Source organism: Streptomyces sp. NPDC021749, assembly GCF_040640655.1.
Taxonomy (GTDB): Bacteria; Actinomycetota; Actinomycetes; order Streptomycetales; family Streptomycetaceae; genus Streptomyces.
The window spans coordinates 159990-173803 of record NZ_JBFACE010000006.1; the positions used below are offsets into that span (position 1 = coordinate 159990).

Genomic DNA, 13814 nt, shown 5'->3' on the forward strand with positions numbered 1-13814 from the left:
CACTCTCCTCGGGAGCAGGGAGTGGTAAGGAAGAGCGGGGAGGTGACGATATCGCGCCAACTACGCGCTACGCGCGTAGCGTTGACGCCGGAACATTGCCTTGCCGCCGGGTCGGTCCGGCGAACGGGCCGGGCGCGGCGGCGTGCTGTCCGCCGCGCCCGACCCGCCGAAGAACTACTGCTTGGCAGGGGTGTCGCTGACCTTCACCTCGCCCGACGCGATCTTCTTCTTCGCCGCGTCGATCTTGGCCTGGATGTCGTCGATGAAGCCGCCCGAGGTGGACAGCCGCACACCGTCGTCCTTGAGCGTGTAGGCCTTGGTGCCGGTCAGGGGCTTCTTGTCGTGCACGCTCTTGACCAGGTCGTACACCGCCACGTCGACGTTCTTCATCACCGACGTGAGGATCGAGTTCTTGTACTTGGCCAGGCCCGGCTGCAGGTACTGGTCGGAGTCGACGCCGATCGCCCAGGTGCCCTTCTTGCCGGCGACCGTCTCGATCGAGCCGTTGCCGGACTGGCCGGCCGCGGTGTAGATGACGTCGATGCCGGCGTCGAGCATGCCCTTGGCCTTGCCCTTGGCGGCGGCCGGGTCGTTGAAGCCCTTGTCGTCGTTGGCGTAGAGGTACTCGGAGGTGACCTTCGCCTTGGGGTCGGTGGCCTTGACGCCCTGCTCGAAGCCGGCCTGGAACTTCTGGATCAGCGCGTTGTTCTGCGCGCCGATGAAGCCGACCTTGTGGGTCTTGCTCTTCAGCGCGGCGGCGACACCGGCGAGGTAGGAGCCCTCGTGTTCGGCGAAGACCATGCCGTAGACGTTCTTGGCCTGGGAGGGGGAGTCGACGACGCCGAAGGCGGTCTTCGGGAACTTCTTGGCGACCTTGTTGACGGACTTGCCGTAGTTGAAGCCGACCCCGATGACCGGGTTGTAGCCCGCCTCGGCCAGCGAGGTCAGCCGCTGCTCGCGGTCCGCCTCGGTCTCGCCGTTCTTGGCGGTCATCATCTTGGCCTTGACACCGAGGTCCTTCTCGGCCTTGTCCACGCCACGAGCCGCCGCCTCGTTGAACGAGTGGTCGTCCCGGCCGCCGACGTCGAAGGCGAGGCCGATGCCCTTGTCCTTGCCACCGGCCTCGGTGGAGGACTCGCCGCAGGCGGTCAGTGAAACGGAGAGGGCCGCGGTGGCGATGCCCGCGGCAACGATCTTGGATACCCGGTGCACGAGGGGCCCCTTCGACTCGTAGCGCCTCCATTGGCGCTGATTCCGCGGAATCGTAACGCGCGTAGATGTCAGGTAAAGGGCAGGTGGAAAGCCGTTATCGATTCGAGGCGTACGGGGCCCGGACGATCTCCACGGCCGCCGTCGGGGCGTTCGACGGCGGCCGGAATTGTTTGGTTCTGTCCGATCTACCTCAGCCGCGGGGCAGCAGGGCGGCGGCGGTGAAGAGCTCCACCCCGACCTGGATGGCGTGCTCGTCGACGTCGAAGTCGCCGCGGTGCAGGTCGTACCGGCCGAGCTCACCGGGGCGCCGGACGCCGAGCCGGGCCATGGCGCCGGGGACCTCCTCCAGGTACCAGGAGAAGTCCTCGCCGCCGAGGGACTGCTCGGTGTCCTCCACGCTGTGGGCGCCGCGCCGGGCGGTCATCGCGTCCTTGAGCAGCGCCACGCTGCCGGCTTCGTTGACCACCGGCGGCACCCCGCGCACGTAGTTGATCTGCGACTTGGCGCCGTGCAGCGTCGCGACCTCGTCGATGGCGGCGTGCACCATGTCCGGGGCCTGGCGCCAGGCGTCGAGATCAAGGCACCGGACGGTGCCGGACAGCTCCGCGCGCTGCGGGATCACGTTGCAGATGTGCCCGGACGACAGCCGGCCCCAGGTGACGGCGAGCCCGGCCCGGGCGTCGACCCGGCGGGAGATCAGCGCCGGCACGTCGAGGGCGACCCGGGCGGCGGCGGTGACCATGTCGGTGGTCAGGTGCGGGCGGGCGGTGTGCCCGCCGGGGCCGTCCAGCTCGACCTCCAGCCGGTCGCAGGCCGAGGTGATCGCGCCGGTCCGCAGCCCGATCTTGCCGGCGTCCACGCGCGGGTCGCAGTGCACCGCGAGGATCCGGCCGACGCCGTCCAGCACCCCGGACTCGATGGCGTCCGCGGCGCCGCCCGGCAGCACCTCCTCGGCGGGCTGGAAGATCAGCCGCACCGGGCGGGGCAGCGCGCCGCTACGGGCCAGTCCGGCCAGCACCAGCCCGGCGCCGAGCACGATGGTGGTGTGCACGTCGTGGCCGCAGGCGTGCGCCCGGCCGGGGACCGCGGAGGCGTAGTCCACGGTCTTGGTGTCCGGGATGGGGAGGGCGTCGATGTCCGCGCGGAGGGCGAGCAGCGGGGCGGTCCCGTCGCCGTACGCGGTGTCCGTGCCGATGTCGCACATCAGGCCGGTGCCGGTGGCGAGTACCCGGGGGCGCAGTCCGGCCTGCTCCAGCCGCTCCTTGATCGCCGCGGTGGTCCGGAACTCCTGGTTGCCGAGCTCGGGATGGCGGTGCAAGTCGCGGCGGAAGTCGATGAGTTCGGCACACAGCGCCTCGGGCAGCGTGCCGGGGAGCGGGGCCCCGGCGGCGGTGTCGGCGGGGGCGTCGGCGTCGTCGGAATCGCGGGACATCAGTTGGTTCACCTGTTGAAGGTTAGGGCCACCGAAGGGGCAACTGTCCCTCGATCAACAAAAGTTCAGCCCCTTAGGGGAAGAAAATCTAGGCCGCTCGGCGCATGGACGGTTTATGGGAGGGGTATGAAGTACGGCTTCCCGCCACGGCCGTCGCCATGCCCCCCACCCGGTCAGCCGGTGGCCATCCGCTGCCCGAACGGAAGGCGTTGCACGTCGCGGGCGGTTCCGGTGACCCCGTCGAGGAAACCCTGTGCGCGCGGTGAAGCGTTGGCCGTCAGCCACTCGGGGTCGATGTCGCAGACCGCGACCCGGACCTCCGTACCGGCCAGGGCGAGCGGCAGGGTGTGCACGACCGTCGACGGGAAGCTGACGATCAGCCGTCCGACGGGGCCGCGGCGGGCGATCAGTTCCAGCGGCAGGTCGGGGCGGACGATCTCCAGGCCGGTGGCGCCGGCGAGCCGGTGCAGCTTCTCGGCGCTCTCGCGGCGGTGGGCGAAGTAGCGGGTGGCGCCGTGCGTACGGGCCAGCGTGGCGACCGCGGCCAGATAGCGGTCGGCGTCCACGACACCGGTCTCCACGAGTGAGGTGCCGACGATGTCGGCGGCGCCCATGACGCGGGGCGGACCGAACCGCGCCCGCGTCCAGGCGAAGTCGTTCCTGGCGAGGTGCACGCCGGGCGGGGCCTCGACGGGCATCGAGCTGAACACGCCGACGGAGCGCCGGCCGCCCTCCGGCGGCGGGGTGAGCCGGCGGCGCGCGGTGGCCGAGAACGGCGCGAAGACCAGGTCCCGGGCGCCGCGCCCGCCGCCGCTCCGGTGCCAGCGCACCAGCCGTTCGCCGCGGGCGAGTTGGGAGATGAACTCCATGGTGGCGGTGCCGTCGTCGACCACGACCAGGTCGGGCGCGCCGGTGAGGGCGAGCAGCAGCTGGACGTAGCGGGAGAACGGGTCGCCGATGACGATCCGGCGGGCCCGGCGCAGCAGCGGAGTGAGCCCGCCGATGGTGCGCAGCGGCGCGGTGGGGCCGCCGCGGGCCTCCTCCCAGCGCACGGTGTGCCCTTCGTCGCGGGCGAGTTCGGCCATCCGGCGCAGCTGGCCGCGGGTCATCGGGTCGTGCGGGGAGAGCACGACGATGGTGACCGAGGTGGCCGCCGGGCCTGCGCCGCCGCCGTCCGGTGCGGCGCCGTCCGGTGCGGCGTCCGGTGCGGCGCCGTCCGACGGGTCGCCGTCCGGTGCGGCCTCCGGTGCGGCGGCCTCCGGCGACGCCGCATGCGCCCATTCCAGGACGTTGAGCAGCTGCACCGGGCTCTCGACGAAGGCGAGGGTGCCGGTGCCGCGGGCGGTGGCACCGGCGGCTGCGGTGCGGGGGCGGTGGCGCTGCCGCGGCACCCCCGGGGGACGGCGGGCGGGAGTACCCGCCGTCCCCTGGGGCGGGACCCCGGCGCCGGGCGTGGAGGGCGCGGCGCAGGTCCCCTCAGGTGAGCTCACCTTGTCTCCCGTCGGCTGGGGGCCGGGTGTCAGACTGCCGCGGGCTGGGCGGTGGCCTCGGCGGCCTCCGCCTCGGCGACCACACCGGCGACCCGGCGCAGCTTCTTCATCGGGCCGAGCTCGGACTCGTAGACCTTCTTGACGCCGTCACCGAGGGACTCCTCGATGGTGCGGATGTCGCGCACGAGGCGGGACAGGCCGCCGGGCTCGACGGAGGCGGCCTGGTCGGAGCCCCACATGGCGCGGTCGAGGGTGATGTGCCGCTCGATGAAGGTGGCGCCGAGGGCGACCGCGGCGAGGGTGGTCTGCAGACCGGTCTCGTGGCCGCTGTAGCCGATCGGGACGTTGGGGTACTCCTCCTGCAGGGTGTTGATCATCCGCAGGTTGAGCTCCTCGGCCTTGGCCGGGTAGGTGCTGGTGGCGTGGCAGAGCAGGATGTTGTCGCTGCCCAGGACCTCGACGGCGTGCCGGATCTGCTTCGGGGTGGACATGCCGGTGGAGAGGATGACGGTGCGGCCGGTGGCGCGCATGGCGCGCAGCAGCTCGTCGTCGGTGAGCGAGGCGGAGGCCACCTTGTAGCAGGGCACGTCGAACTTCTCCAGGAAGGCGACGGACTCCACGTCCCACGGGGAGGCGAACCACGCGATGCCGCGCTTCTTGCAGTACTCGTCGATGGCGCGGTAGCCGTCCTCGTCGAACTCCACGCGGTGGCGGTAGTCGATGTAGGTCATCCGGCCCCAGGGGGTGTCGCGCTCGATGTCCCACTGGTCGCGCGGGGTGCAGATCTCCGGGGTCCGCTTCTGGAACTTCACCGCGTCACAGCCGGCGTCGGCGGCGGCGTCGATCAGCGCGAAGGCGTTCTCCAGGTCGCCGTTGTGGTTGATGCCGATCTCGCCGGTGACGTAGACGGGGCGGCCGGGGCCGGCCTCGCGGGTGCCGAGCTTGCGGAGGCGGGAGTTGGTGCTCATGGGGAGATTCCTTCGTGTGGATACGGGGGTGTGCGGGGGTGGGCTCAGGGAGTCGGTTACAGGGAGGGGCCCAGCAGCCAGCCGGCGATCTCGCGGATCGCGCCGCTGCCTCCGGGCGTGGCGGTGACGGCGCGGGCCGCGCCGCGCACCACGTCGTGCGCCCCGGCGACCGCCACCGGCCAGCCGACGAGGTCGAAGCACGGGAGGTCGTTGACGTCGTTGCCGACGTAGAGCACGCGCTCGGGCGCGACTCCGGCCTCCTCGCACCACTGCTTGAGGGCGAGGTCCTTGCGGTCGATGCCGTGCAGGACGGGCACCCGCAGCTTGCGGGCGCGGGCGGCGACGACCGGGTTGGTCTCGGTGGACAGGATCAGCAGCTTCAGCTCGGCCCGGCGCAGGGCGGCGATGCCCAGGCCGTCGCCGCGGTGGACCGCGACGATCTCCCGGCCGTCGGCGTCGATCAGCACCCGGTCGTCGGTCTGGGTGCCGTCGAAGTCGAGGACGACGGCGTCGATGTCGTCCCTGGTCGGCAGGGCGCCGGGGCGCGGGGCGTCCAGCAGCGGGGCCAGCGCGCGGGCGCGGGCGAGGTCGTGCGGGTCGTCGACCTCCAGCACCCGGGCCGGGTCGGTGCGGACGAGTTCGGTGCGGCCGAAGAAGCGGTGGCCGCTGGCGCGGAAGCCGGCCGCGTCCATGGCGTAGGCGGCGCCGGTCTCCAGCAGGTCCTGGGGGCGGTCCTGGCGGCGCGGCCGGAAGGACTTGTCGTGGTTGACGCCGTGGCCGCCGTCGGTGGCGGTCGCGCCGCCCACCGCGGGCTCGGCGTCGCGCCAGACGAAGCCGTGGAAGGGTGCCACGGTCAGCGCGCTGTCGGCGCCGTCCTCGACGACCGCGGCGGCCACCCCGTCGACGTCCTCGCGGACCAGGAACGGGCTGGTGCACTGGACCAGCAGCACCGCGTCGACGGTGGTGCCCTGCTCGGCCTCGTACGCGTCCATGGCGTGCAGGACAGCGGCCTCGCTGGTGGCGGTGTCGCCCGCGATCTCGCCGGGTCGCCGGACGACGACGGCTCCGGCGCTGCGCGCGGCGGCCGCGATCCCGGCGTCGTCGGTGGAGACCACGACGTCGGTGACCAGGCGGGCGGCGCGGCATTCGCGGACCGCGCGGGCCACCAGGGGCACGCCTCCGACGGCGGCGAGGTTCTTGGCGGGCACGCCCTTGGATCCGCCGCGGGCGGGGATGACGGCAACCACGGTGGGTGGCATTGCGGGCTCCTTGGTCGGGCCGGGGGCAGCGAAGTCGGTCACAGCTGCCCCCAGCGGCGGATGGCGGGGGCGACGCGCTGGACGCCGTGGCGGTAGGCGCCGCGGGCGGCCTCGCGGACGGTCTCGCGGGCGATCCGGCGCAGTCCGCCGGTCTCCTCGGGGGCGTCGGTGTGGCCGGGCAGCGGGGCACCCTGCGGGTCCAGGCCGTGCCGGGCGAGGATGCCGGGCAGGTAGCCGGGGGCGGTGCGCGGTGTGTAGTACGGGCGCAGCGGCGGCAGGCTTTCGGCCTCGCGGAGGGCGGTGACCCGGGCGCGGGCCGCGTCGAAGGCGCGTCCGTACTCCCCCTCGGCGGCGACTCCCTGACGGGCCAGCCAGTCCGGGTCGGGTTCCGGGCGGTGGCCGGCGTCCAGCTCGTCCCAGGAAGCCAGGCAGCCGGAGCCGAGGAAGTGGTGGTTGCCGAGGACCTCGCGGATGCCGAGGTCGGTGAGGACGGCGGTGGGGATGCCGCGGTGCAGGGACTCCAGGGCGGCGGTGGAGCTGACCGTGACCAGCAGGTCGGTGCGGTCCAGGACCTCGCCCATGTTGCCGTACACCAGGCGGCAGTTGGCGGGCAGGCCGCCGGGGGTCTTGGCGGCGAGCTTCTGGTAGGGCAGTTCCTCGATGTGCGTGGTGTGCTCGCCGGGCTTGCTGCGGAGCTTGATCAGCACCTCGCGGTCGGGGTGCTTGCGGGCGTGCTGGGCGGCCCGGCGCAGCAGGTAGGTTCGGTCGGCGCGGTTCTCCGGGACGGAGGGCTGGGCGGCGAACACCACCGTGTACGGGTCGCGTTCGGCCCTGTAGCGGTCGCCGCCGAGGAACGGCAGGGCGCATTCGACGACGCTGCCGTCGTCGGCGCCGACCCCGCGGTAGACGGCCCGGAACCGGTCGGCGTCGTGCCGGGAGTTGGCGAGGACGACGTCCGCGCCGTGCCGCAGCAGCAGCCCGTCGGCGAGCTTCTCGTAGACCACTCCGACGTAGCCGGTGACGACCACGGGGCGCTGCTCGGCGCCCTCCCAGGTCCGGGCGAGGCCGTGCAGCATCGCCTGTACGGCGCCGCCGACGCAGGCCAGTACGACGACGTCGTAGCGCGTGCGGTCGATGGTGCGCACGAAGTCGACGCCCCGGATCTCGCGCAGCGCGTCCGCCCGGGCACCGACCTCGTCGAGCTGGCGGACCGTGGGAGTGGCGCGGCCGCGGAGCAGATACCCGTCGAGCCGGATGTCCGATTGGATTCGGTACGCTGTCAAAGCGCCCCATTTCCATCGGGTATCCGAGTCGGCGAGCACGGCGACTCGCGGCGAGGAAGCGGTACGTGATGGCACGTCGAAGACGCTAGGAAGGCATTCCGTTTGTCGGGCCAACTGGGTCGCAACAAAGGGTTAACAGCGGGTCGACGAACGGCGAACCGGCCTGATTACCGACCCGGTTAACCATCCCGCCATTCTTCGTTCACCCCGGTGTCCCCGCCACGTAAAGACGAATGCCGGGCCCGGCACCTAACGTCACCCGGGTGGTTAAGCTCTCCGTCATCGTGCCGTTCTACAACGTGCAGACATACGCGCCCGACACCCTGAAAAGCCTCGCGGCCAACGCCCGCGACGACTTTGAATTCCTGCTCGTCGACGACTGTTCGCGCGACGAGACCCCGGAGATCCTCGCGCGCGCCGAGCGTGAGCTGCCGGGCGCCAGACTGCTGCGGCACGAACGGAACGGCGGCCTGGCCACCGCCCGCAACACGGGCCTGGACCAGGCGCGCGGGGAGTACCTCACCTTCCTCGACGGCGACGACTGGCTGGCCCCCGGCTACTTCACCGAACTCCTCTGCGCCATCGAGGAGTTGGGGTGCGACTTCGTACGGACCGACCACGTCCAGTGCACCGCCAGGGCGCGCACCGTGCACCGCGTCCCGCACGGCCGGCGCGGGGTGGTGATGGATCCGCGCGCGGTGATCCTGCCCGCGGACCGCTCCACCTCGGTCGACTACGCCTTCGCCTGGGCCGGGATCTACCACCGCCGGCTGCTGGACGACGGGGTGCTGCATTTCAAGGACGGTCTGCGCACCGCCGAGGACCGGCCGTGGATCTGGCGGCTGCACCGCGAGGCGAAGTCCATGGCGGTGGTCGGTCTGCTCGGTGTTTTCTACCGGCGCGGAGTGGCCTCCTCGCTGACCCAGATCGGCGATGTGCGGCAATTGGATTTCATCCGGGCATTCGACCAGGTGATCGAGGAAACCGCACAGGACCGCGATGCGGACCGACTTCTTCCGAAAGCGGTCCGGACCTATTGCGCGATCATTTCCCACCATCTCGGTTCGATCGAACGATTCGAGCCGCAGGTGGCCCGTAAATTGCGTTCGATGAGCGCCGCGGCCATGAAACGCATGCCGCAGGACGTACTGAAGGAAGCCCTGGATTCCATGGATGTGCAGCGCGCGTCCCGACTGCGCCGGCTGCGCCGTCGCCCTGTCCCTGCCGAGGTGGCCGCCTGATGCCCACCCGAGCCCGCACCCAGATCTTCGTGGCGTCCACGCTGTACGGCGCGGCCACGCTCGCCGCGGCACTGGACGCCGACCGGTTCGCGCCGGCCGACCGCCGGCTGCTGCTGCTCAGCAACAACGCCACGACCCCGGAGACCACCGCGCCACTGGACACCATGCCCGGCTTCGAGCGGCTGCGCGGCCGCTTCGACCGGGTGCTGTCGTGGAACGAGACGATCAGCCCCTTCCACCCCGGCGGCTGGTCCCCGCGCGCGGACGACGTCCCGCTGTGGGAGCGCCATCTGCGGCTGCTGTGGGGCCTGGGCGACGACCAGGTCGAGCTGGTCGTGGAGTCCATCCAGGTCAACCCGGCGCTGGCGATCGCCCAGCTCTTCCCGGACGCGCCGATCGAGGTCTACGCGGACGGGCTGATGAGCTACGGCCCGACCCGCAACAAGCTCGACCCGCTGGTCGGCACCCGGATCGGCCGGCTGCTGCACCTGGACCTGGTGCCCGGCCTGTCGCCGCTGCTGCTCACCGAGTTCGACGTGCCGGCGCAGACCGTCCCGACCGACGCCTTCACCAAGGTGCTGTCCGAACTCGCCGACGTCAGCGGTCCGTTGGCGGTGCCGGAGGGCGGGGCGCTGCTCCTCGGCCAGTACCTCTCCGCGCTGGGCATCCTCACGCCCGAGGAGGAAGAGGAGCTGCACGTACGGATGGTGCGCGGCGCCGTCGGGCGCGGGCACCGCGAGATCGTCTTCAAGCCGCACCCCTCCGCGCCGGCCCGCTGGTCACGGCTGCTGGAGCGGGAGGCGGAGAAGCTGGACGTGACGCTGACGGTGCTCGACTCTCCGGTGCTGGCCGAGGTGGTCTACCAGCGGATGCGGCCCGCGCTGGTCGTCGGCTGCTTCTCCACCGCCCTGCTGACCGCGGCCACCTTCTACGGCCTGCCGGTCGCCCGCACCGGAACGGACCTGCTGCTGGAGCGGCTGACGCCGTACCAGAACAGCAACCGCATCCCGGTGACGCTGGTGGACGCGCTGGTCCCGGACCTGGAGGACACCGGTGAGCGGCCGGGTACGGTCGCCACCGCGGCGTCCGTCGAGGGGCTGGTCACCGCGGTCGGCTATGCCATGCAGCATCAGATCTACCCGGGCCTGCGGCCGGCCGCCGAGCGCTACCTCGCCGCCCACCTCGACGCGCGCACCCGGCGCTACTTCAAGCGCCGCCGGCTGACCGCGCTGGCGCTGCCCGGGGCGATCCCCTCCCAGCTGTCGTTCCTCCCGCGCAACGCCGCGGTCCGCCGGGTCGCCCGCCGGGCCCGGGCGGTGCAGCGGCGGCTGAAGAAGCGGGCCGTCTTCGGATGACGACGACCCCGCCGCTGGCGACCGGCGCGCCACCCGTCGCGCCGGAGCTCGTCACCACCACCCCGCAGCGCCTGATACGACGGCGCAGCCGTGACGGCGGACCGTCCCGGCTGCGCGCCCTCGACGGGCTGCGGCTGCTGGCCGCCCTGATGGTCGCCGCGTACCACTACGGTGGGCGCGGCGGCGAGATAGCCGGGGCCTGGGGCGGCTCCCCGGCCCAGCAATTCCCCACCCTGGCACCGCTGTTCGCCTACGGCTGCCTGGGCGTCCAGATCTTCTTCGTGATCAGCGGGTTCGTGATCTGCCTGTCCGGCTGGGGCCGGACCCTGCGGGCCTTCGTCGCCTCCCGCATCTCCCGCCTGTATCCCGCCTACTGGGCCGCGATCCTGATCGTCACCGCGGTCTTCGCGCTCCCCTTCGTCGCCTACAAGGCGCTCGCGCCCAGCGAGGTGCTGACGAACCTCACCATGCTCCAGCAGCCGCTCGGCGTGCACCGCGTCCTCGGCGTGTGCTGGACCCTCTGGGCGGAGATGCGTTTCTACGCGCTCTTCGCGCTCTGCGTCGTCCTGCCGGGCGCCACCCGCGGCCGGGTGGTCCTCTTCTGCGCCGGCTGGACGCTGGCCGCCGCGCTGGCCCAGGCCGCGCACCAGCCGCTGCTGGACGTCGTGCTGATGCCGGAGTACGCGCCGTTCTTCATCGGCGGCATCGGGCTGTACCTGCTGCACCGCTACGGCCCGCGGGACCCGGTCGCCTGGGCGATCGTGCTGGTCAGCTGGCTCATCGGGCAGCACTACGCGGTCGCCGGGCTCTGGCACGCCCCGTCGGTGCACGCCTTCTCCTACCGTTCGACGGCCGGCATCATCGCCGTCGTCACCCTCGGCTTCGTGCTGGTCGGCGCGGTCGCGCTGGGCGCCCTGCGGTGGGCCGACTGGCGCTGGCTGACCGTCGCCGGCGCGCTCACCTACCCCTTCTACCTGGTCCACGAGCACCTGGGCTGGGTCGTGGTGGGCGTCCTGCACCGCACCCTGGGTGTGCCGTCCGCCGTCACGCTGGCCCTGACGACCGTGCTGATGCTGCTGCTGGCGTGGGTGCTGTACCGCTGTGTGGAGCGTCCGCTGACGCCCCGGCTGAAGCGGGCGCTCGATCCACGGCGCTGATCAACGGCCGGCCCGGGCCCCCGGGCCGGCCGTCGCCTCGATGCCCGCGAGGACGATCCGCACACCGGCCTCGAAGCTGCGGTCGAGGTCGGCGAACATCTCCCGGCCGGCGCGCGCCGCCAACGGATAGCAGTCGCCCAGGTCCGCCTCGCGCCGCTCCAGGTCGTAGGCCGGGTCCCGGGCCTCCGGCCGGCCGGGCTCCGGGTGGACCGACTGCTCCTCTATCACCAGCCCGATGGTGAAGTTGTACGCGGTCCACCAGGCGATCGCCGCCTCGGCCAGCGTGAATCCGGCCGCGGTGAGCCGGCGCAGCAGCCCGTCGAGCGGCTGGGCGTAGCTGGTGTCCGTCATCCGCGTGCCGCTGAAGACCTTTCCGCCGTCGCGGTAGCCGAGCAGTTCCCGGCGCAGCCTCCGGCAGGTGTCGAGCAGGAGGTCCTGCCAGGTCCCGTCGTGTCCCGGCGCGCCGGGGCCCGGGCCGTCCGGCCCCTGCCCCATGAGCGGTGCGGCCATCCGCCGGAACATCTCGGTGGCCATCTCGTCGAGCAGTTCCTGTTTGTTCTTGAAGTGCCAGTAGAGCGCGGGGGCCTGGACGTTCAGCTCCTTGGCGATCCGGCGCAGGGTCAGGCCGTCGAGGCCGACCTCGTCCAGCAGCCGCAGGGCGGTCGTGACCACCACTTTCCTGTCGATGCGCGCAACCATGTTGACAACTTAACACCGTTAAGCAACCCTCGGAAACATGGAACTTAACAGCGTTAAGGACAGGGGCGGTCAGCCGGACACCCTTCCCGCTGCCGTCGACGTACTGATCGCCGGAGCGGGCCCGACCGGCCTCGCGCTCGGCATCGACCTCGCCCGCCGCGGCGTGCGCGCCCTGCTCGTCGAGCGCCAGGACCGCCTCTCCCCCGGCGCCCGCGGCAACGGCCTGCAGCCGCGCACCCTGGAGGTCTACGAAGACCTCGGGGTGCTGGACGCGATGCGCGCGGCCGGCGGCGACTACCCGGTCACGGCCCGCTGGGAGGACGGCCGGATCACCGGCACCGAGGTGATGATCGAGCGGGTCGAGCCGACGCCCGCCACACCGCACGCGAACACGATGATGGTGCCGCAGTTCCGCAACGTGGAGCTGCTGCACGAACGGCTCACCGAGCTCGGCGGCAGCGTGCTGTTCTCCACCGAACTCACCGATTTCACCCAGGACGCGGACGGGGTGACGGCCCGTCTCCTCACCGCCGACGGCACGCCGCACTCGGTACGCGCCGCCTACCTGGTCGCCGCCGACGGCGGGCGCAGCACGGTCCGCCGGGCGCTCGGCACCGGGATGACCGGGCCGGGCGGCCTGGAGCTGGATCCGGGCGCCGCGCTGCTCGCGGACGTCCGGATCAGCGGCCTCGACCGGGACCACTGGCACCGCTGGGAGCTGCCCCAGGGCGGTTTCGTCGCCCTGCTCCCGCTCGCCCACACCGACCTCTTCCAGGGCATAATCGCTGCCGTCAGCGAGGCCCCGGACCCCTCACCCGAGGCGGTCCGCGCGGCGATCGCCAGGCACACCCACCTCACCGCCGACCAGATCACCGACGTCGCCTGGACCTCCGTCTTCCGGCCCCGGGTCGGCCTGGCCGACACCTACCGCACCGGCCGGGTCTTCCTCGCCGGTGACGCCGCGCACATCCACTCACCGGCCGGCGGCCAGGGCCTGAACACCAGCGTCCAGGACGCCTACAACCTCGGCTGGAAGCTCGGCCAGGTACTGCGGCACGGCGCGCCGGACACCCTGCTCGACACCTACGAGGCCGAGCGCCGCCCGATAGCCGAGCGCATCCTCGCCACCAGCACCCGGCTGCACCGCACGCGCTCGCTGCGCCGCGGCCGGGACCTGCACCAGCTCGACATCGGCTACCCGGACGGCCCGCTGACCCGGGAGCTGCGGACCGGCCTGCCCGAGGGCGCGCTGCGGGCCGGCGACCGGGCACCCGACGCCCCCTGCCACACCCCCGACGGCAAGGCCGTCCGGCTCTTCGAGAGCTACCGCGGCCCGCACTTCACCCTGCTCGTCCTCGGCGAGACCGACCTCGACGCCGCCGCGCTGCCCGCCGACCCGGCACTGCTGCGGATCGTCCGCGCCGGCGGCCCGGACCCCGACCTCGTCGACACCGACGGCCACCTCCGCGCCGCCTACGGGGACGACCCCGCGGTCCTCCTCGTCCGCCCGGACGGTTACCTCGCCCTCGCCGCCCCGGCCACCGACGCCACCACCGCGGTGACCGCCGCCCTGGCCCCGTACACCGGCGCGCCCGCACCGCAGCCGGCCGCCTGACCCCCGGCCCCTCAAGCGCGCGAGGCCGTCCGAGCGGGAACTCCGCTCGTACGGCCTCGCGCCGGGAACGGGCACCTTGAGGGGGGGTGAGGCGCCCGGGGCG

General features: G+C 72.5%; 11 protein-coding genes. 4 read left to right on the plus strand and 7 right to left on the minus strand.

Annotation, left to right across the window (positions count from 1 at the left end):
- Positions 1 to 174: 174 nt before the first annotated feature.
- From AB0G35_RS08500 to AB0G35_RS08525, 6 genes are all read right to left on the minus strand, one after another.
- Positions 175 to 1212 carry a BMP family ABC transporter substrate-binding protein gene (locus AB0G35_RS08500; RefSeq protein ID WP_360945748.1) on the minus strand — a complete coding sequence of 346 codons (1038 nt, stop codon included), beginning with the start codon at positions 1210 to 1212 and terminating at the stop codon, positions 175 to 177.
- Positions 1213 to 1402: 190 nt separating this feature from the next.
- Positions 1403 to 2644 carry an amidohydrolase gene (locus AB0G35_RS08505; protein ID WP_360946070.1) on the minus strand — a complete coding sequence of 414 codons (1242 nt, stop codon included), beginning with the start codon at positions 2642 to 2644 and terminating at the stop codon, positions 1403 to 1405.
- A gap of 173 nt (positions 2645 to 2817) precedes the next feature.
- Complete coding sequence (locus AB0G35_RS08510; RefSeq protein WP_360946073.1) at positions 2818 to 3948, minus strand: hypothetical protein; 1131 nt, start codon at positions 3946 to 3948, stop codon at positions 2818 to 2820.
- Positions 3949 to 4163: 215 nt separating this feature from the next.
- Positions 4164 to 5102 carry an N-acetylneuraminate synthase family protein gene (locus AB0G35_RS08515; RefSeq protein WP_360945751.1) on the minus strand — a complete coding sequence of 313 codons (939 nt, stop codon included), beginning with the start codon at positions 5100 to 5102 and terminating at the stop codon, positions 4164 to 4166.
- A gap of 56 nt (positions 5103 to 5158) precedes the next feature.
- Complete coding sequence (locus tag AB0G35_RS08520; protein ID WP_360945754.1) at positions 5159 to 6361, minus strand: acylneuraminate cytidylyltransferase; 1203 nt, start codon at positions 6359 to 6361, stop codon at positions 5159 to 5161.
- Between the two features lie 38 nt (positions 6362 to 6399).
- Entirely contained in the window at positions 6400 to 7683 is a 1284-nt protein-coding gene (locus AB0G35_RS08525; RefSeq protein ID WP_360946076.1) for a DUF6716 putative glycosyltransferase, read from the minus strand.
- A gap of 224 nt (positions 7684 to 7907) precedes the next feature.
- Between AB0G35_RS08525 and AB0G35_RS08530 the strand changes: the two genes are divergently transcribed.
- From AB0G35_RS08530 to AB0G35_RS08540, 3 genes are read left to right on the plus strand one after another with little or no spacing between them, the layout of a single operon-like run.
- Positions 7908 to 8885 carry a glycosyltransferase family 2 protein gene (locus tag AB0G35_RS08530; protein WP_360945757.1) on the plus strand — a complete coding sequence of 326 codons (978 nt, stop codon included), beginning with the start codon at positions 7908 to 7910 and terminating at the stop codon, positions 8883 to 8885.
- Positions 8885 to 10240 carry an alpha-2,8-polysialyltransferase family protein gene (locus AB0G35_RS08535; protein ID WP_360945760.1) on the plus strand — a complete coding sequence of 452 codons (1356 nt, stop codon included), beginning with the start codon at positions 8885 to 8887 and terminating at the stop codon, positions 10238 to 10240. Before AB0G35_RS08530 ends, AB0G35_RS08535 begins: the two co-directional genes overlap by 1 nt.
- Complete coding sequence (locus tag AB0G35_RS08540; protein ID WP_360945763.1) at positions 10237 to 11397, plus strand: acyltransferase; 1161 nt, start codon at positions 10237 to 10239, stop codon at positions 11395 to 11397. Before AB0G35_RS08535 ends, AB0G35_RS08540 begins: the two co-directional genes overlap by 4 nt.
- Here the strand turns inward: AB0G35_RS08540 and AB0G35_RS08545 are convergent, their stop codons facing one another.
- Positions 11398 to 12096 (minus strand): TetR/AcrR family transcriptional regulator C-terminal domain-containing protein, encoded by a 699-nt coding sequence (locus AB0G35_RS08545; protein WP_360945766.1) that lies wholly within the window; start codon positions 12094 to 12096, stop codon positions 11398 to 11400. It lies immediately after the preceding gene.
- Between the two features lie 37 nt (positions 12097 to 12133).
- Here AB0G35_RS08545 and AB0G35_RS08550 point away from each other — a divergent pair, with 37 nt between their 5' ends.
- Complete coding sequence (locus tag AB0G35_RS08550; protein WP_360945769.1) at positions 12134 to 13711, plus strand: FAD-dependent monooxygenase; 1578 nt, start codon at positions 12134 to 12136, stop codon at positions 13709 to 13711.
- The last annotated feature ends 103 nt before the right edge of the window (positions 13712 to 13814 follow it).